23 protein-coding genes and 1 pseudogene are annotated in these 23,230 nt (G+C 71.6%); 12 read left to right on the plus strand and 12 right to left on the minus strand.

The features are described 5' to 3' along the window. Nucleotides 1–33 precede the first annotated feature (33 nt). The gene (locus IEX31_RS07790; RefSeq protein ID WP_188742862.1) at nucleotides 34–636 is read right to left on the minus strand and encodes a DedA family protein; all 603 of its coding nucleotides are present in this window, start codon (nucleotides 634–636) and stop codon (nucleotides 34–36) included. Between the two features lie 43 nt (nucleotides 637–679). Continuing rightward, nucleotides 680–886, minus strand: coding sequence for a dodecin family protein (locus IEX31_RS07795; RefSeq protein WP_188742863.1), 207 nt, complete (start codon nucleotides 884–886; stop codon nucleotides 680–682). Between the two features lie 204 nt (nucleotides 887–1,090). Here IEX31_RS07795 and IEX31_RS07800 point away from each other — a divergent pair, with 204 nt between their 5' ends. Then, on the plus strand, nucleotides 1,091–3,091 hold the full coding sequence (locus IEX31_RS07800) for a glycosyltransferase (protein ID WP_188742864.1): 2,001 nt from the start codon (nucleotides 1,091–1,093) through the stop codon (nucleotides 3,089–3,091). A 9-nt stretch (nucleotides 3,092–3,100) separates the two neighbouring features. Here the strand turns inward: IEX31_RS07800 and IEX31_RS07805 are convergent, their stop codons facing one another. After that, on the minus strand, nucleotides 3,101–3,292 hold the full coding sequence (locus tag IEX31_RS07805) for a DUF5302 domain-containing protein (protein WP_188742865.1): 192 nt from the start codon (nucleotides 3,290–3,292) through the stop codon (nucleotides 3,101–3,103). 397 nt (nucleotides 3,293–3,689) lie between these two features. Here IEX31_RS07805 and IEX31_RS07810 point away from each other — a divergent pair, with 397 nt between their 5' ends. Further along, nucleotides 3,690–5,972, plus strand: a complete 2,283-nt coding sequence (locus IEX31_RS07810) for a polyribonucleotide nucleotidyltransferase (protein ID WP_188742866.1) — start codon at nucleotides 3,690–3,692, stop codon at nucleotides 5,970–5,972. Between the two features lie 240 nt (nucleotides 5,973–6,212). On the opposite strand, the gene IEX31_RS07815 is transcribed toward IEX31_RS07810, so the two are convergent. The 3 genes from IEX31_RS07815 to IEX31_RS07825 form a co-directional block, all read right to left on the minus strand. Continuing rightward, the gene (locus IEX31_RS07815; protein WP_188742867.1) at nucleotides 6,213–6,881 is read right to left on the minus strand and encodes an ArsR/SmtB family transcription factor; all 669 of its coding nucleotides are present in this window, start codon (nucleotides 6,879–6,881) and stop codon (nucleotides 6,213–6,215) included. A 67-nt stretch (nucleotides 6,882–6,948) separates the two neighbouring features. After that, complete coding sequence (locus IEX31_RS07820) at nucleotides 6,949–7,839, minus strand: ATP-grasp domain-containing protein (RefSeq protein ID WP_188742868.1); 891 nt, start codon at nucleotides 7,837–7,839, stop codon at nucleotides 6,949–6,951. Between the two features lie 5 nt (nucleotides 7,840–7,844). Next, the gene (locus IEX31_RS07825) at nucleotides 7,845–8,309 is read right to left on the minus strand and encodes an Lrp/AsnC family transcriptional regulator (protein WP_188742869.1); all 465 of its coding nucleotides are present in this window, start codon (nucleotides 8,307–8,309) and stop codon (nucleotides 7,845–7,847) included. 166 nt (nucleotides 8,310–8,475) lie between these two features. On the opposite strand from IEX31_RS07825, the gene pdhA reads away from it, so the two are divergent. The 4 genes from pdhA to IEX31_RS07845 are packed head-to-tail and all read left to right on the plus strand — an operon-like array spanning nucleotide 8,476 to nucleotide 12,374. Continuing rightward, nucleotides 8,476–9,624, plus strand: a complete 1,149-nt coding sequence (gene pdhA, locus IEX31_RS07830) for a pyruvate dehydrogenase (acetyl-transferring) E1 component subunit alpha (protein ID WP_188742870.1) — start codon at nucleotides 8,476–8,478, stop codon at nucleotides 9,622–9,624. Further along, a complete protein-coding gene (locus IEX31_RS07835) occupies nucleotides 9,621–10,640 on the plus strand; it encodes an alpha-ketoacid dehydrogenase subunit beta (protein WP_188742871.1) in 1,020 nt (339 codons plus the stop codon). The genes pdhA and IEX31_RS07835 overlap by 4 nt, the downstream gene beginning before the upstream one ends. Then, nucleotides 10,637–12,037, plus strand: coding sequence for a dihydrolipoamide acetyltransferase family protein (locus tag IEX31_RS07840; RefSeq protein WP_188742872.1), 1,401 nt, complete (start codon nucleotides 10,637–10,639; stop codon nucleotides 12,035–12,037). The genes IEX31_RS07835 and IEX31_RS07840 overlap by 4 nt, the downstream gene beginning before the upstream one ends. A 28-nt stretch (nucleotides 12,038–12,065) precedes the next feature. Then, on the plus strand, nucleotides 12,066–12,374 hold the full coding sequence (locus IEX31_RS07845) for a 4a-hydroxytetrahydrobiopterin dehydratase (RefSeq protein WP_188742873.1): 309 nt from the start codon (nucleotides 12,066–12,068) through the stop codon (nucleotides 12,372–12,374). Between the two features lie 92 nt (nucleotides 12,375–12,466). Here IEX31_RS07845 and IEX31_RS18795 read toward each other — a convergent pair whose 3' ends face one another. The 3 genes and pseudogenes from IEX31_RS18795 to IEX31_RS07855 form a co-directional block, all read right to left on the minus strand. After that, on the minus strand, nucleotides 12,467–12,595 hold the full coding sequence (locus tag IEX31_RS18795; RefSeq protein WP_229662189.1) for a GNAT family N-acetyltransferase: 129 nt from the start codon (nucleotides 12,593–12,595) through the stop codon (nucleotides 12,467–12,469). A gap of 73 nt (nucleotides 12,596–12,668) precedes the next feature. Beyond that, a pseudogene (locus tag IEX31_RS19540) lies at nucleotides 12,669–12,947 on the minus strand (GNAT family N-acetyltransferase); the annotation flags it as partial. After that, nucleotides 12,926–13,561 carry a TetR/AcrR family transcriptional regulator gene (locus tag IEX31_RS07855; protein ID WP_188742874.1) on the minus strand — a complete coding sequence of 212 codons (636 nt, stop codon included), beginning with the start codon at nucleotides 13,559–13,561 and terminating at the stop codon, nucleotides 12,926–12,928. The gene IEX31_RS07855 and the pseudogene IEX31_RS19540, both read right to left, overlap by 22 nt. A gap of 102 nt (nucleotides 13,562–13,663) precedes the next feature. Between IEX31_RS07855 and IEX31_RS07860 the strand changes: the two genes are divergently transcribed. Further along, on the plus strand, nucleotides 13,664–15,271 hold the full coding sequence (locus IEX31_RS07860) for a carboxyl transferase domain-containing protein (RefSeq protein WP_188742875.1): 1,608 nt from the start codon (nucleotides 13,664–13,666) through the stop codon (nucleotides 15,269–15,271). Between the two features lie 7 nt (nucleotides 15,272–15,278). Here IEX31_RS07860 and IEX31_RS07865 read toward each other — a convergent pair whose 3' ends face one another. Then, nucleotides 15,279–16,007, minus strand: a complete 729-nt coding sequence (locus tag IEX31_RS07865) for an MBL fold metallo-hydrolase (RefSeq protein ID WP_229662190.1) — start codon at nucleotides 16,005–16,007, stop codon at nucleotides 15,279–15,281. A 124-nt stretch (nucleotides 16,008–16,131) separates the two neighbouring features. Between IEX31_RS07865 and IEX31_RS07870 the strand changes: the two genes are divergently transcribed. The 5 genes from IEX31_RS07870 (at nucleotide 16,132) to IEX31_RS07890 (ending at nucleotide 21,388) form a co-directional block, all read left to right on the plus strand. Continuing rightward, complete coding sequence (locus tag IEX31_RS07870; RefSeq protein ID WP_188742876.1) at nucleotides 16,132–16,716, plus strand: TetR/AcrR family transcriptional regulator; 585 nt, start codon at nucleotides 16,132–16,134, stop codon at nucleotides 16,714–16,716. Nucleotides 16,717–16,808: 92 nt separating this feature from the next. Beyond that, nucleotides 16,809–18,851: an acetyl/propionyl/methylcrotonyl-CoA carboxylase subunit alpha gene (locus IEX31_RS07875; protein WP_188742877.1), complete on the plus strand. Its 2,043-nt coding sequence runs from the start codon at nucleotides 16,809–16,811 to the stop codon at nucleotides 18,849–18,851. Between the two features lie 10 nt (nucleotides 18,852–18,861). Continuing rightward, nucleotides 18,862–20,025 (plus strand): acyl-CoA dehydrogenase family protein, encoded by a 1,164-nt coding sequence (locus IEX31_RS07880; protein WP_188742878.1) that lies wholly within the window; start codon nucleotides 18,862–18,864, stop codon nucleotides 20,023–20,025. Between the two features lie 11 nt (nucleotides 20,026–20,036). Continuing rightward, nucleotides 20,037–20,576 (plus strand): MaoC family dehydratase, encoded by a 540-nt coding sequence (locus IEX31_RS07885; protein ID WP_229662191.1) that lies wholly within the window; start codon nucleotides 20,037–20,039, stop codon nucleotides 20,574–20,576. Next, nucleotides 20,573–21,388, plus strand: coding sequence for an HpcH/HpaI aldolase/citrate lyase family protein (locus tag IEX31_RS07890; protein ID WP_188742879.1), 816 nt, complete (start codon nucleotides 20,573–20,575; stop codon nucleotides 21,386–21,388). The genes IEX31_RS07885 and IEX31_RS07890 overlap by 4 nt, the downstream gene beginning before the upstream one ends. Before the next feature lie 62 nt (nucleotides 21,389–21,450). On the opposite strand, the gene IEX31_RS07895 is transcribed toward IEX31_RS07890, so the two are convergent. Together IEX31_RS07895 and IEX31_RS07900 are read right to left on the minus strand one after the other, a co-directional pair. Then, nucleotides 21,451–22,248 (minus strand): efflux permease Rv1217c-related protein, encoded by a 798-nt coding sequence (locus tag IEX31_RS07895; RefSeq protein ID WP_188742880.1) that lies wholly within the window; start codon nucleotides 22,246–22,248, stop codon nucleotides 21,451–21,453. Then, nucleotides 22,245–23,189, minus strand: a complete 945-nt coding sequence (locus tag IEX31_RS07900) for an ABC transporter ATP-binding protein (protein ID WP_188742881.1) — start codon at nucleotides 23,187–23,189, stop codon at nucleotides 22,245–22,247. Before IEX31_RS07900 ends, IEX31_RS07895 begins: the two co-directional genes overlap by 4 nt. Nucleotides 23,190–23,230 lie beyond the last annotated feature (41 nt).

The following is a 23,230-nucleotide window of genomic DNA, read 5'->3' on the forward strand; positions in this document are numbered from 1 at the left end:
TCCCGAAGCCGGGCGCGGCTCGGCCCGGCCGGGTCAGGGGCTCGGCGTCCGACGGGCGTCGAGCCCCGCCACGATCCGGTCCACCACGAGGCCGAGCGTGATCGCGACGGGGATCGAGATCACGACGGCCGCCAACGGTGCCTCGTCGAGGGCGGTGCCCACGACGGCGCCGATCGCGACGTTGTACGCCGCCCAGGCGACGCCGGCGCTGAGCGAGAGCGGCAGGTAGCGCCGGAGCGGCACGCGTCCCGCTCCCGCGGCGAGGTTCACCGCGATGCGCGCGAACGGCACGTACCGCGCCGTGAACACGAGCACCGCCGTGCGGCGGTGCACACCGGCGCGGGCGCGATGGAGCGCGGCGCCGACCCGGCCCTCGCGCTGCCAACGCCAGCGCTCGAGTCCGATGCCGCGGCCGATGAGGTAGCAGAGCCCGTCGCCGACGACGGCGCCCGCCGCGGCGACGGGGATGACCGCGACCGGGTCGGGCGCCCCTGTCGAGGCCGCGAGGGCGCCGAAGGCGACGACGACGGTCTCGCTCGGCAGCACGACGAGGAAGGCGTCGGCCACGACGAGCCCGAAGAGCGCGGGCAGGAGCCATGGCGACGCCGCGAGCGTCGAGAGCCACGCGTCATCCACCCGGCCGTTCTACCCGGCCCGGGTGAACGGCCGGCGACGAGGCTCAGTCGTCCAGGACGAACGTGACCTCGAGCGTGACCGACCACTCGATGACGTGATCGCCCTCGACCTTGACCTTCTGCTCCTTCACCCAGGCGCCTTTCACGCCACGCAGCGTGGCCGCCGCGCGCGCGATGCCGACGGTGACGGCGTCATCGAAGCTCGTCTCGGAGAAGGCGGTGATGGTGGTGACCCTTGCGACGGATGACATGGTGTTCCTCCTCGAACCCTGGGGTGTTCCATTCGGCCCCATCCTCCGCCCATACGCTCGGGATTGCGAGGGGTTGACGGTCGGATGCCGCGCGCCGACCCTGCGGCGACGCGTCGGCAAACGGCATCCGACGATTCGATGAATCCTCGGTGGACGGGCCGAGATCCGTCGCCGACTCCGCCCGGCTGCGCCCACGCTGGAGTCGTGAAGGTCGCCCTCCTCGCAGAATCGTTCCTCCCGCACATGAACGGCGTGACGCATTCGCTCCTGCAGGCGCTGCGCCACCTCGAGCGCCGCGGCCACGAGGCGCTCGTCATCGCCCCCCGCTCGGGGCCCATCGAACAGCCCCTGCACGGCGCGCGTACCGTGCTCCTGCCATCGGTGCCGCTGCCGAGCTACCCCGACGTCCGCGTGGTGCTGTCGGGCGCGCACCGGCTCGCCGCGATCATGCGCGGACACGGCGCCGACGTGCTGCACCTCGCCTCGCCGTTCGTGCTCGGCTGGCGGGGACTCGTGGCCGCCGAGCCGCTGGGGATCCCGTCGGTCGCGGTGTACCAGACCGACATCCCCTCGTATGCCGAGCGCTACGGCGTTCCGGGCGCGGCGCCCGCGCTCGCGAGGCACCTCGCCCGGCTCCACCGCCGCGCCACGCTCACGCTCGCGCCGTCGACCTCAGCCCTCCACCGGCTCGGCGAGCTCGGCGTCGATGCCGACCGGCTTCGACTCTGGCGGCGCGGCGTCGACACCGAGCGCTTCGCTCCGAGCCGGCGCAGCGAACGCTGGCGGCGCGGCATCGCACGCGACGGCGAGGTGCTCGTCGGCTACGTCGGTCGGCTCGCGCCCGAGAAGCAGGTGGAGGACCTGCTGGCGATCGCCGACCTGCCCCGCACGCGCCTCGTCGTCATCGGCGATGGGCCGTCGCGGCCGGCGCTCGAGCGGCTGCTTCCCGAGGCGCATTTCACCGGCTTCCTCGGCGGCGACGCGCTCGCCGAGGCGATGGCGAGCCTCGACGTGTTCGTGCATCCCGGTGAGAGCGAGACGTTCTGCCAGACCATCCAGGAGTCGCTCGCGAGCGGCGTGCCGGTGGTGGCCACCGGACGAGGAGGCCCACTCGACCTCGTGCACTCGAGCGTCGACGGCTGGCTGTACCGGCCGGGCGATCTCGCCGAGCTCCGCGAGCGCGTGCGCGACCTCGTCGGCGACCACGCCAAGCGTCGCGCGTTCGGCGCGCGAGCGCGACACGCCGTTCGCGGACGCGGCTGGGACGTGCTGGGCGACGAGCTCATCGCCCACTACGAGGACGCCGTCGCGACGCGGGCCACGGACCGACGCACGACGCTCGACCTCGCGGACCGGCCGCCGCAGGCACCCGAGCCGTCGCATGCGAACGCACTCCCGGCGCCGCCGTGGCGGCGCTACGTGGCCGTCGGCGACTCGCTCACCGAGGGCCTGTGCGACACGTCCCGGATGCCGGCGGGCCGGTATCGCGGCTGGGCCGACCGGCTCGCGATGCTCCTCGCGCTGACCGCACCGGCGACCGATCCGGTCGCGTACGCGAACGTGGCGGTGCGCAGTCGCAAGGTCGCCGACGCCGTCGACGTGCAACTGCCGGCGGCGGCTCGGCTCGGAGCCGACCTGGTCACCGTGCTCATCGGTGCGAACGACCTGGTCGGGCCTCGCATCGATCCCGGTCGCCTCGCGGCCTCGCTCGACGCGGCGGTCGGCCGGGTCCGGGATGCCGGAAGCGACGTGCTTCTCATCACGCCGTTCCTGCCTCGGCGGCCGGCGTCGAGGTGGTTCGAGTCGCGCTTCGCAGCCTTCGCAGATCGCCTCGACGTGATCGCGCGGGATCGGGGCGCCATGCTCCTCGACGTGCGTGAGCTCGACGAACTCGTCGATCCGGCCGTCTGGGCCGAGGACCGCGTGCACCTCAACTCGGCCGGGCATCGCGTGCTCGCCTACCGGGCCGCGGAGGTGCTCGGGGTGCGCGACGCGGGCGAACTCGGCCTCCTCGAGCAGGCGATGCACGACGACGACAGCGTCGACCGGCACCTTCGCGACGGCGCATGGCTCGTCCGGCACGCCGCGCCGTGGGTTCTCCGCCGCGCGCGGGGCAGGACCGCGGGCGACGGCATGCACCCGAAGCATGCCGAGCTCACGCGCGTGCTCGACGACCCGGGGCTCCACGGCGTGCGAGTGGGTTAGCCCACGGCCTCAGCCGCTCTTGCGCCGGAACTCGCGCTTGTGCTCGGCGGGGCCCTGGCTGTGCTGGGCGCCGCCGCCGCCGTCGAGGTGGGACTCGCCCTCGCGCTGCTTGGCCGCATCGTTCTTGCGGTCGAGTGCTTCGCGGAACTTGCGCTTCGTCTCCTCGGAGGGGCCCGTGGTGCTCTGCTCGTCGGACGTCATGCCTCCGAGTCTGGCACGGATGCCGCGGTCACGGCGCCGGCGCGACATCCGACATCCGCGAGGTGGAGAATGCGGCACCTGCTAGAGTTGACACGGTTGTCCGATGGACGCCGTCGTCTGATGTGCCGCGAAGCGGTACGACATCCCTTCGGATGCAGGCCACAACCGAACATCGAGCACCCATGGAGCAGGCCGGCAGGAAGCTGGTCCCCTGTGGTGGATCACCGAATCGAGGGTCTCCAGACGCGCTTCGCGCTCCTCGACCAGCGAATGCGGTGGACTTCTACTGGTGGCCAGCGTGAGCGTGTCGACTGATGCGTTTCGTAATGCCTGTTCCTGCTCCCGACGTTGAGTCGCGCCCACACGGGGTGCGACGGTAAACAAAGGAGACGACCTCTTGGAAGGTCCTGAAATCACATTCGCCGAAACCGTGATCGACAACGGTCGCTTCGGCACCCGCACTGTCCGCTTCGAGACCGGGCGCCTCGCCCAGCAGGCGCAGGGCTCCGCCGTCGCCTACCTCGACGAGGAGACCATGCTGCTCTCGGCCACCTCGGTCTCGAAGCAGCCGAAGGAGCACTTCGACTTCTTCCCGCTCACGATCGACGTCGAAGAGCGGATGTACGCCGCCGGCCGCATCCCCGGTTCGTTCTTCCGTCGCGAGGGCCGCCCCTCCACCGAGGCGATCCTCACCTGCCGTCTCATCGACCGCCCGCTGCGTCCCTCGTTCGTCGAGGGCCTCCGCAACGAGGTGCAGGTCGTCGTCACGGTGCTCGCCATCGAGCCCGACGAGTACTACGACGTCCTCGCGATCAACGCGGCGTCGCTCTCGACGCAGCTCTCGGGGCTGCCGTTCTCGGGTCCGGTCGGAGGCGTGCGCGTCGCCCTCATCGACGGCCAGTGGGTCGGCTTCCCGAAGTACTCGCAGATCGAGGAGGCCGTGTTCAGCATGGTCGTCGCCGGCCGCGTGGTGACCGAGGCCGACGGCTCGCAGGATGTCGCGATCATGATGATCGAGGCCGAGGCCCCCGACAACGCGTGGAACCTCATCCGGGCCGGCGCGGTGAAGCCCGACGAGGCGATCATCGCGCAGGGCATCGAGGCGTCCAAGCCGTTCATCAAGCAGCTCGTCGAGGCGCAGCAGCAGGTCGCCGCCACCGCGGCGAAGGAGACCGTCGACTACCCGACCTTCCCGCCGTACCAGCAGTCGACGTACGACGTCGTCGCCGCGTACGCGTACGAGGAGCTCAAGGGCATCTACCAGATCGCCGGCAAGACCGAGCGGCAGGACGCCGACGACGCGCTCAAGGCCCGGGTCAGGGAGGAGGTCGCCGCGAAGGTCGCCGGCGGCGAGCTTCCCGAGTCCGCCAACGCCGAGGTCTCGGCCGCCTACAAGTCGGTCACCAAGCTCGTGGTGCGCTCGCGCGTGCTCGACGACGGCGTGCGCATCGACGGTCGTGGCCTGCGCGACATCCGTCCGCTCGACGCCGAGGTGCAGGTCGTGCCCCGCGTGCACGGCTCGGCCATCTTCCAGCGCGGCGAGACGCAGATCCTCGGCGTCACGACGCTGAACATGCTGAAGCTCGAGCAGCAGATCGACTCGCTGAGCCCGGTCACCAAGAAGCGCTACATGCACAACTACAACTTCCCGCCGTACTCGACGGGTGAGACGGGTCGTGTCGGTTCGCCGAAGCGTCGCGAGATCGGCCACGGTGCGCTCGCCGAGCGCGCCCTCGTGCCCGTGCTGCCCACGCGTGAGGAGTTCCCGTACGCGATCCGCCAGGTGTCCGAGGCGCTCGGCTCGAACGGCTCGACGTCGATGGGCTCGGTCTGCGCATCCACGCTGTCGCTGCTGAACGCGGGCGTGCCGCTGCGCGCGCCGGTCGCCGGCATCGCGATGGGCCTCATCTCCGACACGGTGAACGGTGAGACGCGCTATGCGGCGCTCACCGACATCCTCGGCGCGGAGGACGCGCTCGGCGACATGGACTTCAAGGTCGCCGGCACCTCCGAGTTCGTCACTGCGATCCAGCTCGACACGAAGCTCGACGGCATCCCCGCCTCGGTGCTCGCCGGCGCGCTGACGCAGGCGAAGGAGGCGCGCACGACGATCCTCGCCGTGCTGAACGCCGCGATCGAGGGTCCCGACGAGATGGCCCCGACGGCGCCGCGCGTCATCAGCGTGCAGATCCCGGTCGACAAGATCGGCGAGCTCATCGGCCCGAAGGGCAAGACGATCAACGCCATCCAGGACGAGACCGGCGCCGAGATCTCCATCGAGGAGGACGGCACCGTCTACATCGGCGCGACCGACGGTCCGTCGGCCGAGGCCGCACGCGCCCAGGTCAACGCGATCGCCAACCCCACCAACCCCGAGGTCGGCGAGCAGTTCCTCGGCACCGTCGTGAAGATCGCCGCCTTCGGCGCGTTCATCTCGCTGCTGCCCGGCAAGGACGGCCTGCTGCACATCTCCGAGGTGCGCAAGCTCGCGGGTGGCAAGCGCGTCGAGAACGTCGAGGACGTGCTGGCGGTGGGCCAGAAGCTCCTGGTCGAGATCACCAAGATCGACGACCGCGGCAAGCTCTCGCTCGCCCCGGTGCTGGCCGAGGACGCCGACACCAACGGTCGCGACGCCTCCGGCACGCACGCCGAGGCGCCCGTGGAGGGCGTCGAGGTCTAGGTATTCGCCGCATCGCACGGATGCCCCGCCTCGGTCCCTGAGCTCGTCGAAGGGTCGAGGCGGGGCATCCGTCGTTCTCGGCGCCGTCGGCGGCCGCGCCTACAAGAGGCCGGAGGTCGTCGCCCGGTAGGCGGCGTCGCGCTCGGCGAGCGCGGCGGCGGCCCCAACGGGCGAGGGCGAGGCCGCCGCGCACGGCCCATCCGGAGAGCCGGCCGGAAGCGGGGGAGAGGGTTGCGGAGTTCATCGGTGCTCCTTCGACGGAGGTTCGCTCGCGGGTTCGCCCGTGGGCTCGCCGCGCACGAGCGGGAACGCGTTGATCTGGATCTGCACCGGGCGCGAGCCCGGTGACGGCGTGCGCTTGTACGCGTCGATGTACTGCTTGAGCACGACGTCGATGTCGGTCACGAGGCCGTGCAGCTGATCGGGCGTGAGGCGCAGGTTGATGGTGTCCCAGGTGGCCACATCGAGCCACTCGGGCCCGAACACCTGCTCTGCCTCGGCGGCGTACTCGCGGAAGTTCTGCTCGCGCGCGCGGTTCCACTCGTCTTCGACGAGCTTCACGGCGAGGCGCTCGGCGCTGCCCGGCGGCAGGTTGCGGGCGTCGGGGATGGCGATCGAGCCGGGACGGCGCTCCCACCACCGTTCGCGGCCCTTGCCGCGCGACTCGTCCTCGCGCACGAGGCCCGCCCGCTCCAGCTGGCGCAGGTGATAACTCGTCGCGCCGCTCGACTCGCCGAGGCGTTCGGCGAGACCGCTCGCGGTCAGGGGACCGTAGGCCGAGAGCTCATCGTAGATGCGCACGCGCAACGGGTGGGCGAGGCTCTTGAGGCTCGCGCTCGTGAGCACGTGGTCGACGACGTGTCTGGTGCTACTGGGCTGGGCCTCGAGGTCCTCGGGCGTGGCGTCCATATTGCAAAGACAACGCCGCAAAGTTTGCTTTGCAAATGTTTGTTTGCAACAGTTTCTTTGCGTGCCGTCATGCCATCGAGTGGCGTGTCACGATCGCCCGCGCCAGGCGATCGGCGCTGCCGGGCGCGCGATCGAGGTAGAGCATCGGCTCGATCGCCTCGAGCTCCAGCACCGCGAGCCGGCCGTCGACGCGCAGCAGGTCGAACCGCGCGTACAACAGCTCGAACGGGATGCACGCGAGCATGGCATCGACGTCGGCCAGGTCCTCGGCGGGCAGGCGATCGGGCGCGACCGAGCCGCCGTAGATGCCGTGCGCGCGGAAGTCGCCCGACGCCGGCGTCTTGCGGAGCACATGGCTGCGGCGGCCGTCGATGAAGATCACGGACCATTCGCCCTCGGTCATGACGGCACCAGCGAGGGGCTGCACGAGGAGTTCCCGTCCGGGCTCCAGTACCTCGAACGCGCGCGCGAGTTCGGCCGCCGGGAGACGCCGAACGTCCATGGCGCCAGCACCGATCACGGGTTTCAGCACGAGGTCCCGCCATCCGGCTCGCGCGACCGCCTCGAGCACTTCGGCGCGCGCCGCCGCCGAGGCCCGCAGGGTGGGCACGATGGGCACGCCCCATCGCTCGAGGTCGAGCAGGTAGCCCTTCTCGGCGTTCCACCGAGCCACGGCGGCGGAATTGAACAGGGCGCACGAGGATGCCTCGATGGCCGCGAGGATGTCGAGGAACTCCCCGGTCTCGTCGATGTAGTCCCAGGTGCTCCTGATGACGGCGACGTCGAAGTCGTCCCAGTCGACGTCGGCGTCGGCCCACGCGACGGACTCGGCGTCGACGCCGAGCGCCTCGAACGCCGCGATGAGGAGCCGGTCGTCGCTGAACAGCGCATCGACGTCGTGGATCTCCCAGGTGACGAATCGTGGGAGCCGCCGGCACCGGAGCACTGCGACCCGCATCCGGTTCATCCCCTCCGGTCGAGCAGCGGCCGCAGCCGGAACGGGATGAGCTCGCCCATCGCGAGCGACGTCTCGGTGCGTTCGACGCCGTCGATCGCCAGGATGTCGCGGTCGATGCGGAACAGGTCGTGCGCGTCGCGGCAGACCACGCGCACGAGCAGGTCGACCGACCCCGAGAGGCCGTGCGCCTGGATGACCTCGGGGATCTCGGCGATCTCGTCGACCACGTCGGCGAGCCGCTTCTGCTGCACGTGCACCGAGATGAACGCCTCGAGCGGGAAGCCGAGCGGCACCGGATCGATGCTGCGCTCGAACGAGAGGAAGGCGCCGGATGCCTCCAGCCGTGACATCCGTGCCTGCACCGTGTTCCGCGACAGCTCGAGCCGGTCGGCGAGCGCCACGACGGTCGCGCGCGGGTCGGCGGCGAGCGCGGTCAAGAGCGATCGGTCGACGGCGTCGTAGCCCCTCATAACGCCACACGATAGCACTCGATCTCGACGAGGACTGGGCAACATGCTCAATCGTCCACCGCATGCTTGAGCTAGGTGATCGATCGACGTACGCTCGCAGTATCCGGCTGAGTCGCCGGGCGCGGGCAGCTCACGAGGCGCGCCCGCCGAAACGCGAGGATCGACGATGACCCCATCCGACCGAGACGCCACTGGGCTCCTCACCCGACCAGACCACTTCGTGCAGCTCGTCAGCCCCACGGGCGAGCGGCGCGCCGACCCTGAGTACGACCCGTGGGTCGCCGACATCGATGCCGACGCGCTCGCGCGCCTCTATCGGGACATGGCGATCGTGCGTCGGCTCGACGCCGAGGCCACCGCGCTCCAGCGCCAGGGCGAGCTCGGGCTGTGGCCACCCCTCGCCGGCCAGGAGGCCGCCCAGATCGGCTCCGCCCGCGCACTCCGCGACGACGACTTCGTGTTCTCGAGCTATCGCGAGCACGCCGTGGCATGGTGCCGCGGTGTCGGCCCGGCCGAGCTCCTCACCGTGTGGCGCGGCTCCGCGGCATCCGGCTGGAACCCCTTCGAGCACGCCGTGGCGGTGCCGCAGATCATCATCGGCGCGCAGGCCCTGCATGCGACCGGCTATGCCATGGGCCTGACCTGGGATGGGTCGGATGCCGCGTCGATCGCCTACTTCGGCGACGGCGCCACGAGCGAGGGCGACGTGAACGAGGCGTTCGTGTTCGCGTCGAGCTTCGACGCTCCCGTCGTCTTCTTCTGCCAGAACAACCAGTGGGCGATCTCCGAGCCCGTGGGCCTGCAGTCGAAGCAGCACCTCGCGCGCCGCGCCGACGGCTTCGGGATGCCGGGCATCCGCGTCGACGGCAACGACGTGCTCGCGGTGCTCGCCGCGACCCGGATCGCCCTCGACCGCGCGCGACGCGGCAAGGGCCCCACGCTCATCGAGGCCGTCACCTACCGGATGGGACCGCACACCACCGCCGACGACCCCAAGCGCTACCGCACCGACGACGAGCTCGCCGACTGGCGCACGCGCGATCCGCTGGCGCGCGTGCTCGCCCTGCTCGCCGCGACGGGCACCGACACCGACGCGCTCGAGCACGAGGTCGCCGAGGAGGCCGCTCGCGCCGCCGCCGAGCTGCGCACCGCCGTCACCACCATCCCCGACCCCGAGCCGATGAGCGTGTTCGACCACGTGTACGCCGAGCCGAACACTCACCTGGCGCGTCAGCGCGACCGCTATGCGCGCTACCTCGCCATGTACGACGAGACGGATGCCGCGGCATCCGGTGCCGGGGGAGGTGCCCGATGACCGCGCTCACGCTCGGAAGGGCCATCAACGAGGGGATGCGGCGTGCGCTCGCGGGCGACGACCGGGTCGTGCTCATGGGCGAGGACATCGGCACGCTCGGGGGAGTGTTCCGCGTGACCGACGGGTTGAAGGCCGAGTTCGGTCCGAACCGCGTCGTCGACACGCCGCTCTCGGAGGCCGGCATCGTGGGCACCGCGGTCGGGCTCGCGTACCGCGGCTTCCGTCCGGTCGTCGAGATCCAGTTCGACGGGTTCATCTACCCGGGCTTCGACCAGCTCGTCGCGCAGGTCGCGAAGCTGCACTACCGCTCGCGCGGCAACGTGCGGATGCCCCTCACAATCCGGGTGCCCTTCGGCGGCGGCATCGGCGCGGCCGAGCACCACTCCGAATCGCCCGAGGCGTACTTCGCGCACACCGCCGGCCTCCGCGTCGTCGCGTGCTCCAACCCGGCCGACGCCTACGTGATGGTCCAGCAGGCTATCGCGAGCGACGATCCCGTGCTCTTCTTCGAGCCGAAGCGCCGGTACCACGTGAAGGGCGAGGTCGACCTCGACGCGAGCCTCGCCGACGCGAAGCCCATGGGGCTCGCGACGTCCGTCGCCACGGGCGACGACGTCACGCTCGTGACCTACGGCGCGCTCGTGCAGACCGCGCGCGACGCCGCCATCGCGGCCGCGGAGGACGGCATCTCGATCGAGGTCATCGACCTGCGATCGCTCGCCCCGATCGACTACGAATCGGTCGCGGAATCCGTGCGGCGCACCGGGCGCCTCGTCGTCGCGCACGAGGCCGGCGAGCAGGGCGGCCTCGGCGGCGAACTCATCGCGGGCATCACCGAGCGGTGCTTCGACTACCTCGAGGCCGCGCCCGTGCGGGTCACGGGACACGACATCCCGTATCCGCCAGCGAAGCTCGAGCGGCACCACCTGCCCGACCTCGACCGGATCCTCGACGGGGTCGACCGGGTGCTCGGCCGGCCCAACTCGCTGAGCGGAGTGGAGGCGGGCGCTCGATGATCAAGGAATTCCCACTGCCCGACCTCGGTGAGGGTCTCACCGAATCCGAGATCGTCGCCTGGCGGGTCGCCGTCGGCGACCACGTCGAACTCAACCAGATCATCGCCGATGTCGAGACGGCGAAGGCCGTCGTCGAGCTGCCGTCGCCCTACGAGGGCGTCATCACCGCGCTGCACGCGAAGGAGGGCGAGGTCGTCAACGTCGGCGAGCCGCTCTTCTCCTGCGACACGAATGGGGGAGCGGCGACCCAGCAGGCCGGGGTCGCCGAGCCTGCCGAAGCGGCCGCCCCTTCGACGGGCTCAGCGAGCGAGGCACTGGATGCCGCGCCGGAGCCGAACCTCGTGGGCTACGGGGCCCGCGACGAGGGCGGCCCGAAGCGGAGGCCGCGCCGCACGGCGCTCGCGGCCGACTTCGTTCCCGAGGCGCCGGCGCAGGAGGACGTCGCGGCCGTCGGCCCGGTGGAGACCCGGCTGGAGCCGCCGATGCGTCCCGAGCGTCCGCGCTCGACGCCGCCCGTGCGCAAGCTCGCACGCGACCTGGGCATCGACCTGGTCGGACTCACGGGCACGGGCGAGGGCGGGCTCATCACGCGCGCCGACGTGGAGGCGGCGGCATCCGTCACACAAGCGCCGGTCCCTGAGCCCACCGAAGGGAGCGTTCCCGCAGCGGCCGCTTCGACAGGCTCAGCGACCGCGCCCGCCGAGACCCGCATTCCCATCAGGGGCATTCGCAGGCACACGGCCGCGGCGATGGTGGCGAGCGCGTTCACCGCTCCGCACGTGACGGAGTTCCTCACGGTCGACGTGACCGCAACCATGGAGCTCCTGCGGAGCATCCGGGACGACCGTGCCTTCGCGGGGCACAAGGTGACGCCGCTCACGGTCGCCGCCAAAGCCGTGTGCATTGCGGCGGCACGCACGCCCGAGGTCAACTCGCGCTGGGACGACGCGGCGCAGGAGATCGTGCAGTTCGGCGGCGTGAACCTCGGGATCGCCGCGGCGACCGATCGGGGACTCGTGGTGCCGAACGTCAAGGGCGCCGAGCGGATGACCCTCATCGAGCTCGCAGACGCGATCGCCGCGCTCGCCGAAACCGCGCGGGCAGGCAAGACGAGCCCCGCCGACCTGTCGGGTGGCACGATCTCGATCACGAACATCGGCGTCTTCGGCATCGACGCGGGCACGCCGATCCTGAACCCGGGGGAGGCGGCCATCCTCGCGATGGGCGCCGTGCGTCGCCAGCCGTGGGAGCACCGGGGCGAGATCGCGTTGCGCGAGGTCATGACGCTGTCGCTGTCGTTCGACCATCGCCTCGTCGACGGAGCGCAGGGCTCGCGCTTCCTCGCCGACATCGGCGCGATCCTCCGCGAACCGGGTCTCGCCCTGACCATGGCGTGAGTCCGCGATCGGCGAGAGGATGGGCCGTATGGACGAACGCAACATCCTCTCGCCGGCGGACACGGCCGACGAGCTCGACGGCACGGCGTTCCGGCATACGCAGGACCACCTGGTGGCCGCCTTCGCGACGGCGGACTTCCGGAGTGCCGTGCGCCTGCTCGACGCGGTGGCGGTCGTCGCCGACGAGCTGAACCACCACCCCGACGTTCGGCTCGGCTGGGGCCGGGTGGAGTTCGCGCTCACCTCGCACGATGTGGGCGGCGTCACGCTGCGCGACGTGAAGCTCGCCCGTCGCGTCGGCGAGATCGCCGCGAAGCACGGGGCGAAGCCGGCCTGACCGGCCGGACATGCCGCTGCGAACCTGCCTGCTGCGATGCCGCCGGGTGCGAACGAGTCGGAACCCGGAGACCGCCGGCCGGATGGATGCGGTCAGTCGAGTCGGTAGCTGAGCTCCTCGATCTCGGTGCCGCGCGCATTCGCGTAGCCCGTCGTGCTGCCCGTCCGCCGGAAGCCGAGCTTCTCGAGCACCGCGATCGACGCCGCATTGTCGGCCGCCACACGGGCGCGCGGGCCGGTCGCGCACGACGCCGAGGAAGAGGCGCATCGTCCGCGTCGCGATGCCCCCGTGCCAGTGCGCCGGGTCGATCCAAGTGGTGACCTCGGCCTCGTCGTCTTCGAACCAGCGGGCGACGCTGCCCACGATCTCGCCGTCGGCGCGCGCGGTGCGGGCATCGACGTCGGGGTCGCCGAGCAGGCGCCGCCAGTGCGCGTCGAACGTCGCGCGGTCGGTGGGGTTGGGCGCCGTGAACGCGGCCATGCGCACGGCCTCGGCGTGCTGCTCGAACGCGAACAGTGCATCGAGATCCCCGTCGCGGGTGACGCGCAGGGTCACGACATGAGGCTTGCCCATGTCATCTCCTCCAGGATGCCGCGGATGGTGCCGTCGGCGGGTCGGCGCCCAGGGATGCGGGCGCTGTGCGGAGTGGAGTTCAGCAGTCCGAAGGCGGCGTGTGCCCGGAACCTGAGCTCCGCCTCGGCCCGGTCGGGCCGGAGTCGGGAGAGGATGTCGACCCAGTGCTCCACGTAGCGTCGCTGCAGCGAGCGCACCTCGTGCCGTGCCTCGCGGTCGAGGCGGTCGAGCTCGCGATCCTGCACGACGATGACATCGGCGTCGCCGAGCGCGAAGTCGACGTGGAAGCGGATGAGCGAGCGAAGCGCGCCGGCGGGGTCGGGCGACGACGCGAGCACGCGCTCGGCTCCGTCGACCAGGGTGCGGCTCGCACCCTGCAGGATGGCGGCGAGCACGGCGGCCTTGCCAGGGAAGTGCCGGTAGACGGCCGGGCCCCTGACGCCGACCGCGGTGCCGAGGTCCTCGATGGTGACGCCAGCGTACCCGCGCTCCGCGAAGAGGGTCGCGGCGGCCGTGAGGATCGCGGCGCGGCGATCGGCCTTCTGGCGACCGCGCTCGGTGCGCGGCAGGTCGCCATCGGCGACGGAGCCGTGCGCGTCGAGGGGGCTTGCCATGTCGGTGGGTGCTCGCTAACATCGGGAATCGAGTTAGTGCACACTAACCGAAATCGCGTGCCCCGCACAAGGGGCGCGCCGTCGACGGAGACAGGTGGACGGATGACGACCCTCACGACGGCCATCGACCCGGCGAGCGAGCCGTCGCGTCGGAACGCGACCGGACACGCCGAGCTCGTCGAGGAGCTTCGTGAGAAGCTCGCCGCCGCCGCGCTCGGTGGGCCCGAGGGATCCCGCGTACGCCATGTCGCCCGCGGGAAGCTGTTGCCGCGCGACCGCGTCGACCGACTGCTCGACGAGGGCAGCCCGTTCCTGGAGCTCTCGCCGCTCGCCGCCGACGGCCTCTACGACGGCGACTCGCCGGGCGCCGGCATCATCACGGGCGTCGGGCTCGTGAACGGCCGACCGGTCATGGTGGTCTGCAACGACGCGACCGTCAAGGGCGGCACGTACTACCCGATGACGGTCAAGAAGCACCTCCGCGCCCAGGAGGTCGCCCGCGAGCACCGGCTGCCATGCGTCTACCTCGTCGACTCGGGCGGGGCGTTCCTGCCCCTGCAGGACGAGGTGTTCCCCGACCGCGACCACTTCGGCCGCATCTTCTACAACCAGGCCCAGCTGTCGTCGCTGCGCATCCCGCAGCTCGCCGCGGTGCTCGGGTCGTGCACGGCGGGCGGCGCCTACGTGCCGGCCATGAGCGACGAGACCGTCATCGTGCGGAACCAGGGCACGATCTTCCTCGGCGGCCCGCCGCTCGTGAAGGCCGCGATCGGCGAGGTGGTCACCCCAGAGGAGCTCGGCGGCGGTGACCTCCATTCGCGCGTCTCGGGCGTCACCGACCACCTCGCCGACGACGACGAGCACGCGCTCGAACTGGTGCGGGACATGGTCGCGACCCTCCCCGAGCCGGCTCCGCGAGCGTGGGCGGTGCGCGAGTCGCGCCCACCCGCCGTCGATCCCGCCGGCCTCACCGCGGCCGTGCCGGTCGACGTGCAGCGGCCCTACGACGTGCGCGAGATCATCGCCCGGCTCGTCGACGGCAGCGAGTTCGCCGAGTTCAAGCCCGAGTACGGCGACACCCTCGTCACGGGGTTCGCGCACCTCGACGGGCATCCGGTCGGCATCGTCGCGAACAACGGCGTGCTGTTCAGCGAGTCCGCCATGAAGGGCGCGCACTTCATCGAGCTGTGCGACCAGCGCGGCATCCCGCTGCTTTTCCTGCAGAACATCTCGGGCTTCATGGTCGGCCGGGACGCCGAGGCCGGCGGCATCGCCAAGCACGGCGCCAAGATGGTCACCGCGGTCGCGACGACTCGCGTGCCGAAGCTCACGGTCGTCATCGGCGGTTCGTTCGGCGCGGGCAACTACTCCATGTGCGGGCGCGCCTACTCGCCCCGGTTCCTCTGGATGTGGCCGAACGCGCGCATCTCGGTCATGGGCGGTGAGCAGGCGGCATCCGTGCTCTCGACCGTGAAACGCGACCAGCTCGCGGTGCGCGGCGAGGAGTGGCCGGAGGCTGCGGAGCAGGCGTTCCGCGAACCGATCCGCGCGCAGTACGAGCAGCAGGGCAGCCCCTACCATTCGACGGCGCGAATGTGGGACGACGGCATCATCGACCCCGCCGACACCCGCACGGTGCTCGGCCTCGCCATCGAGCTCGCGAGCCGCACGCCGCTGCCCGAGCCGGCATTCGGCCTGTTCCGGATGTGACCCGGCCTCACTGGGCGGATGCCGCGGCAGCCCGCCGCACCTCGCGCACGGCCTCGTCGACGCCGCGGTTCCACGGCGTGCCGTGTCCGGGCAGCACCCACGTCGCCCCGAGTCCCTCGAGGCGAGCGAGCGACGCGACGGCGCCGCCGGGGTCGTCGGTGAACGGTGCGGGCTGCGGGCCGGCGGACCCCGTGAGCACGTGTCGCGTGGTGAGGGCGTCGCCCACGAACACGGCGTCGGCCACGGGCACGTGGATCGCGATCGAGCCGGGGGAGTGCCCGGGAACTCCGATGATGCGCGGCGAACCGGGCAGGTCGAGCACCTCGCCGTCGCGCACGGTGACGACCTCGGCGAGCGGCGTCGTCTTCAGGCCGTTCTTGCGCATCGCGTACCAGAGGAACCGCGCTGTGGCCCCGATCCTCATGGGTCCCCACGCCGGCCTGGTCGACTCCTCGCCGCGGGCGCGTGCCGCGTCGGCCTCGTGTACGTACACCGGCACCCCGTGGTCTCGGCGGAGCCGCTCGGCGAAGCCGATGTGATCGGAGTCGCCATGGGTGAGCACCACGCCGCGCACGTCGTCGAGCGTGCGGCCTATGGCGGCGAGCTCCGCCAGGAGATCCTTCCACTGGCCGGCGAGGCCGGCGTCGATGATCGTGACGCCCTCGGGCGTGTCGACGAGGTAGACGGCGATGATGTCGTTGCCGATGCGGTGGAGGGCGGGCGCGAACTGCATCATGCGACCTCGATTCAGGATGTCGTGGGGATCATGGCTATGATACATAGCTATGATGGCTACGGTCAATAGCTATGATGTTTGCGAAGCGACGAGTCCAGGAGGACGAGTCCAGGAGGGGGCATCGATGCCGACACCGGAGCGTACGTCGCTCGACGAGATCGTCGGGGCGGGGCGCGACCTGCTCGAATCCGGTGGGCTCGACGGGCTCACGATGCAGGCGGTCGCGCACCGGGTGGGCGTGCGCGCGCCGTCGCTCTACAAGCGGGTGCGCAATCGCAACGAGCTCATCGCCCTGATCGCCCACGCGACGGTCCGTGAGCTCGGCGCGCGCGTCGACGCCGCCGCGGGGGATCCCGACGGCGATCCGCGACCAGCGCTCCGCCGCGTCGCCCGCGCCGCTCGCGACTTCGCGCACGAGCGACCCGCCGGATTCCGACTGGTCTTCACGCCGGGCGCGGAACCGCGTCTCGACACCGACGCGCTCGAGGCGTCGATCGCCCCGGTGCTGCGGCTGGCATCGGGTCTCGCGGGGGAGGAGCACGCTCTCGACGCGACGCGCACGTTCACCGCGTGGCTCACCGGGTTCGTGAGCATGGAGCTCGCGGGCGCGTTCCGGCTCGGCGGCGACGTCGAGCGCGCGTTCGAGTTCGGCCTCGCCCGGCTCACGAGCGCCTTCGCCGACGGGCTTCGGGATCGCGGTCTCTTGTGAATTCAGTTAGCGAGCACTAACATCAGGTCCGGTCAGTGTGCGCTAACTGATCCGTGGCGCGCGGTCCTGCAGAGAGGCGGATGGAGACGCTCATGAGCACGCCCGACATCTCCCCGACTGCGGCGACCTCCCCGACCGTCTCCACGCCCGGCGCCCACCGGCCGCGACCGTTCGACCGCGTGCTCGTGGCCAACCGCGGCGAGATCGCCGTGCGCGTCATCCGCACGCTGAAGCGCCTCGGCGTCCGGGCGATCGCCGTGTACTCCGACGCCGACGCCGATGCCCCGCACGTGCGACTCGCCGACGAGGCCGTGCACCTCGGCCCGGCGCCCGCCACCGAGAGTTACCTCGATCCCGACCGCATCGTGGCCGCCGCGGTCGCCACGGGCGCCGAGGCCGTGCACCCCGGCTACGGCTTCCTCTCCGAGCACGCCGGCTTCGCCCGGGCCTGCCGTGAGGCGGGCATCGTGTTCGTCGGCCCCGGCGACGAGGCGCTCGAGATCATGGGTGACAAGATCCGGGCCAAGCTGCACGTCGCGGCCTCGGGCGTGCCCATCGTGCCCGGCGTCTCCGACCCCGAGCTCGACGATGCGGCGCTCGTCGCTGCAGGCGAGGGCGTCGGCTTCCCGCTCCTCGTGAAGCCCTCGGCGGGCGGGGGCGGCAAGGGCATGCAGGTGGCGCGCGACGCGTCCGAGCTCGCGGCCGCGATCGGCGCCGCGCGCCGGGTCGCCACGGCGGCGTTCGGCGACGACACGCTGCTGCTCGAGCGCCTCATCGAGCGTCCCCGGCACATCGAGGTGCAGGTCCTCGCGGATGCCGCGGGCACCGTGATCCACCTCGGCGAGCGCGAGTGCTCGCTGCAGCGCCGCCACCAGAAGGTGGTCGAGGAGGCGCCATCGCCGCTTCTCGACGCGGCGACGCGCGAGCACATCGGCCGGGCCGCCTGCGATGCCGCCCGCAGCGTCGGCTACCTCGGCGCCGGCACGGTCGAGTTCCTGGTGTCGGATGTCGCCCCCGACGAGTTCTTCTTCATCGAGATGAACACCCGCCTGCAGGTGGAGCACCCCGTCACCGAGGTCGTCACGGGCGTCGACCTCGTCGAACAGCAGCTCCGCATCGCCGCGGGCGAGTCGCTCGCGATCGCGCAGTCCGACGTGCGGTTCGAGGGCCACGCGATCGAGGCGCGAGTGTACGCGGAGACGCCGCACCGCGGGTTCCTCCCGTCGACCGGAGCGGTACTCGCGTGGCGCCCGGCCGCGGGCGAGGGCGTCCGCGTCGACGCGGGCATCGCCGAGGGCCAGGAGATCACGGCCCACTACGACCCGATGATCGCGAAGGTCATCGCGTACGGCACCGATCGCGTGCAGGCGATCGAGCGACTCGACCGGGCACTCGCCGACACGGTCGTGCTCGGCGTCGACACCAACGTCGGGTTCCTCAGGCGCCTCATCGCCGAGCCCGACGTGCGCGCCGGTCGCCTCGACACGGGCCTCATCGACCGCATGCCCGAGGCCGGTGCCGGCGTCGTGGACCCGTCGCCCGCGCTCGTCGAGGCGGCGGCCCGGCGATTCGCCGACGACGAGGCGCGCGAACGACTCATGGTGGATGCCGCGGGCCCCACCGCCTGGCGAACGGCCACTGGCTGGCGCCCGGGCGTCGTGCGCGCACCCGAGGTGCTGCTCGCGCCCCGCGACCACCCGCACGACGTCCGCACGGCTGCCGTGGCATCCGCGGCGGACGAGGCCGCGACCGAAGCCATCGTGCGCGTCGGCGACGACGGCGTCGTCTGGGTGCACCACGACGGCGAAGCGGCCGCGTTCGTGCGCCTCGACCGTCGCACCCACGCGCAGCGACGCCGTGATGCCGCCGAGCGCGGCGGCCTCGCCGCCGAGCCCGAGCTCCGCGCGCCCATGCCGGGCACGGTGACCGCCGTGTTCGCCGCCGACGGCGACACCGTCGAGGAGGGCGACGCGGTCGTCGCGATCGAGGCGATGAAGATGGAGCACCGCGTCGTCGCGGGGCTCGACGGGGTGGTCCGCATCGCCGTCGCGGTCGGCGACCTCGTGGCCCGCGACCAGGCGGTCGCCCGCATCGAGCCGCACGCCGAGCCGCACGCAGCATCCGACCAGGAATGAGGAGCACCCCATGCAGTACCAGCTGAGCGACGAGGAGCAGGAGCTCTACGACACGGTCTGCGACTTCGCCGACACGGTGGTCGCCCCGCAGTCGTACGAGGCCGACCGCACCCACTCGCTGTCCATGGAGGTCGTCGGGCAGATGGGCGAGATGGGCCTGTTCGGCCTGCCCTTCCCCGAGGAGGTCGGCGGCCAGGGCGGCGATTACCTGGCGCTGTGCCTCGCCATCGAGGCACTCGGTCGCGTCGACCAGTCGATCGCGATCACGCTCGAGGCGGCCGTGGGCCTGGGTGCGATGCCGGTCTACCGGCACGGCACCGACGAGCAGAAGGCCGAGTACCTGCCCGACCTCCTGGCCGGGCGCGCCCTGGCCGGGTTCGGCCTGACCGAGCCCGAGGCCGGCTCCGACGCGGGCGCCACGCGCACGACCGCCGTGCTCGACCGCGACGAGTGGGTCGTCAACGGCTCGAAGCAGTTCATCACCAACTCGGGCACGCCCATCACGCGATTCGTCACGGTCGCGGCCGTCACCGGTGAGCGGACCCGCCACGACGGTTCCACCGACAAGGAGCTGTCGACCATCATCGTGCCGAACGGCACGCCGGGGTTCACGGTCGGGCCCGGCTACGACAAGTCGGGCTGGCGCGCCTCCGACACGCATCCGCTGACCTTCGACGGCGTCCGGGTGCCGTCAGCCAACCTGCTCGGCGAGCGCGGCCGCGGCTTCGCCAACTTCCTGCGCACCCTCGATGAGGGCCGCATCGCGATCGCGGCCCTCGCCACGGGCGCCGCACAGGGATGCCTCGATGAGGCCGTCGCCTACGCGAAGACGCGCAACGTGTTCGGCGTCCCCATCGCGTCTCATCAGTACATCGCCTTCACCATCGCGCAGATGCAGGCGCGCGTGCACACCGCCCGCCTCGCCTGGCACGACGCCGCCCGTCGCGCCGACGCAGGCCTGCCCTTCAAGAAGGAGGCTGCGATGGCGAAGCTCGTCTCGAGCGACGCGGCCATGCTCAACGCCCGCGACGCCACCCAGATCTTCGGCGGCATGGGGTTCATGAACGAGACGCTCGTCGCCAGGCACTACCGTGATTCGAAGATCCTCGAGATCGGCGAGGGCACGAACGAGGTGCAGCTCATGGTCATCGCGCGCGAGCTGGGCATCGGCTAGGAGGTCCCGACATGTCGGACGTCCCGATGCGCGAGATCGTGGAGCGCGGACTCTGGTTCGAGGAGTTCGAGGAGGGCGTGCGCTACCTGCATCGCCCCGGCCGCACCGTGACCGAGGCCGACAACGTGCTCTTCACGACCCTCACGATGAACCCGCAGCCCCTGCACCTCGATGCGGCGTGGTCGGCCGGCCAGCCGTTCGGACAGCCGCTCGTGAACTCGCTGTTCACGCTGTCGACGCTCGTGGGCCAGTCCGTGAGCCAGCTCACCCGCGGCACCCTCGTGGCGAACCTGGGCTTCGGCGCCGTCGCGTTCCCGCACCCGGTGTTCGTCGGCGACACCCTCTACGGCGAGAGCGTCGTGGAGTCGAAGCGGCTCTCGTCGTCGCGGCCGGGCGAAGGCATCGTGGTGCTCGCGCACACGGCGCGGAACCAGGACGGCGTGGTCGTGGCCACGGCGTCGCGCACCATGCTCGTGTGGACGCGCGAGGCCGGCGAGCAGGCATCAGGCGCAGCCGGGGCATCCGGAGCCGAAGGCGGGGCGAACGGATGAGGCACCCGCCGTTCCGGTTCGGGCCCGCGCTGCTGTTCTGCCCCGCCGACCGGCCCGATCGGTACGAGAAGGCCGCGGGGCGGGCCGACGCGGTGATCCTCGACCTCGAGGACGCCGTCGCCGAGGACGCCAAGCACGAGGCGCGACTCGCCCTTGTCGAGTCGACGCTCGATCCCGAGCGCGTGATCGTGCGGGTCAATCCCGCTTCCACGCCGCACCTCGCCGACGACCTCGCCGCGCTCCGGGCCACCGACTACCGCACCGTCATGCTCGCCAAGTGCGAGGGCACCCCCGATCTCGTCGAACTGGCGGAGCTCGAGGTCATCGCCCTCTGCGAGACCGCCCGCGGCGTCGTGGCGGCCGACGAGGTTGCGCAGCTGCCGAACGTGTCGGGCCTCATGTGGGGCGCCGAGGACCTGGTGGCGTCGCTCGGCGGCTCCTCGAGCCGTCACGCCGACGGCCGGTACCGCGACGTCGCCGTGCACGCCCGCTCGCGGGTGCTCCTCGCGGCGGGAGCGAACGGCATCGCCGCAATCGACGCCGTGCACCTCGGCATCGGCGACACCTTGGGCCTCGCGTCCGAGGCGGAGGATGCCGCGGCGCTCGGATTCGCCGCGACGGCGTGCATCCATCCGGCCCAGGTGGCGGTCGTGCGCGACGCGTACCGGCCGAGCTCCGAGCGCCTCGCGTGGGCCCGCGACGTGCTCGCCGCGGCCGAGGGCGGTCCCGGCGTATTCGCGTTCCGGGGCGGCATGGTCGACGCGCCCGTGCTGCGCCAGGCCGAGGCGATCGTGCGGCGCGCGGGGCGCTGAGCCCCGCGGGCGACGGCGAACGCAGCGGATGCCGCGACACGAGGCCGCGCCATCCCCCCGTCTCACACCGCCACGTCGCGCCGCCGGAACACGAGCCAGCCGATCAGGAGCAGTGCCGCCGCCACCGCGAAGAGCAGCCAGATCAGGCCGACCCAGCCCTCGGAGATCGGGTCCTCGGCGTACGCCCAGCTGTACGGCGACCAGTCGTGCAGCCAGGCGAGGTCCTCGTTCTGGTTGCCGAGCGCGTTGACGGCGTACCCGTAGACCGCGACGCCGGTGCCCGCGCCGAGCGCCCAGGTGCGGCGCCCGGTCATGCCGCCGACCGCGATCGCGGCCACGGCACTGAGCGAGACGAGCCCGAAGAAGGCCGTGGCCGTTGCGAGGAGGCCGTCGAGGGCGATGTCGAGCTCGGCGGGCTCGTTCAGGACGAGCACCGCCGCGACGCCGACGAGCGTGAGCCACAGGAGCTTCGCCAGCACCGCCGCCGTGCGCTCCGCGTACAGCTGCCCCCTCGTGACGCCGTGCGCGAGCGTGAGCTCGAGCTGGCCGTTCTCCTCGTCGTTCGCGATGGCGCTCGTTCCCCAGCCGACCGCGGCGATCGTGACGAGCACGAAGCCGATGAGGCCGAAGAAGGTCGCCTGGGTGTACCCGGGACCGGAGGTGATCTCGTCGTAGCCGAGGGTCTGCACGAGCTCGGGCGGCAACGATTCCAGGATGTCCTTCATCTGCCCGTTGCCGCCGATCGACGGATACAGCGGCAGATAGAGGAACAGCGCGGCGAGGATGCCGGCCGTCCAGCCGACGAGGCCGCGCCAGGTGTCCGCGAGGCTGCGACGGAACAGCGGAAGCACGCGCCTCATCGCTCCCCGTCCGTTGCGGTCTCGTCGGTGCCGTAGAAGCCGAGCACGGTCTCCTCGAGGTCGGGTTCCTCGATCGTGAGGTCGACGAGGTCGAATCGGGCGATGGCCTTCACGAACGCGTCGACGTGCGAGTTGATGGTCGTCTGCAGGGCTCGGGTCGCACCGTCGTCGCCGGTTTCGGCGAGCTCGCCGATCCCGGGCACCGCGATGAGCGCGGAGCGCGCGGCCGCGAAATCCGCCTCGGCCACGACCACGTGCACGTGGCGCACCGCACTCTCGCGGAGCGCCCCGACGGTCGACAGCTTCACGATGCGCCCCGAGCGCAGGATCGCGATGTCGTCGGCCGTCTGCTGCACCTCGCTCAGCACATGCGAGCTCAGGAACACCGTCTGGCCCTTGTCCTTCGCCTCGCGGAGCATGGCGTGGAACTCCTGTTGCACGAGCGGGTCGAGCCCGCTCGTCGGCTCGTCGAGCACGAGCAGTTCGGGCTCGTGCATGAAGGCCTGGATGAGTCCGACCTTCTGCTTGTTGCCCTTGGAGAGGCTCCGCACCGGGCGGCTGAGATCGAGGCCGAGCCGGTCGGCGAGCGACTCGACCGTACCTGCGCGCACGGTGCCCGAGATCTCGGCGTAGTGCGCGAACAGTTCGCGCCCGCGCACGCGCGCCTGGAGGTGGAGCTCGCCTGGCAGGTAGCCCACGCGCCGGCGCAGGCTCGAGCCGCCCGTGCGGGGGTCCTCGCCGAGCACCTGCAGCTGGCCGCCCGAGGGGCGGATGATGTCGAGGAGCAGGCGCATGGTCGTGGTCTTGCCCGCGCCGTTGGGTCCGATCATCCCGAACACGCGGCCGCGCGGGATGTCGAGGTCGATGCCGTGGAGCGCGGTGTGCGATCCGTAGCGCTTGATGAGGCCGCGCGTCGTGACGGCGGCGGAGCGTTCTGTCATGCCGGTCCTTCCGAGTGAGAGGTGGGCGACGGATGCCGCGG

It is taken from the genome of Agromyces bauzanensis, assembly GCF_014645655.1.
GTDB classification, from domain to species: Bacteria; Actinomycetota; Actinomycetes; order Actinomycetales; family Microbacteriaceae; genus Agromyces; species Agromyces bauzanensis.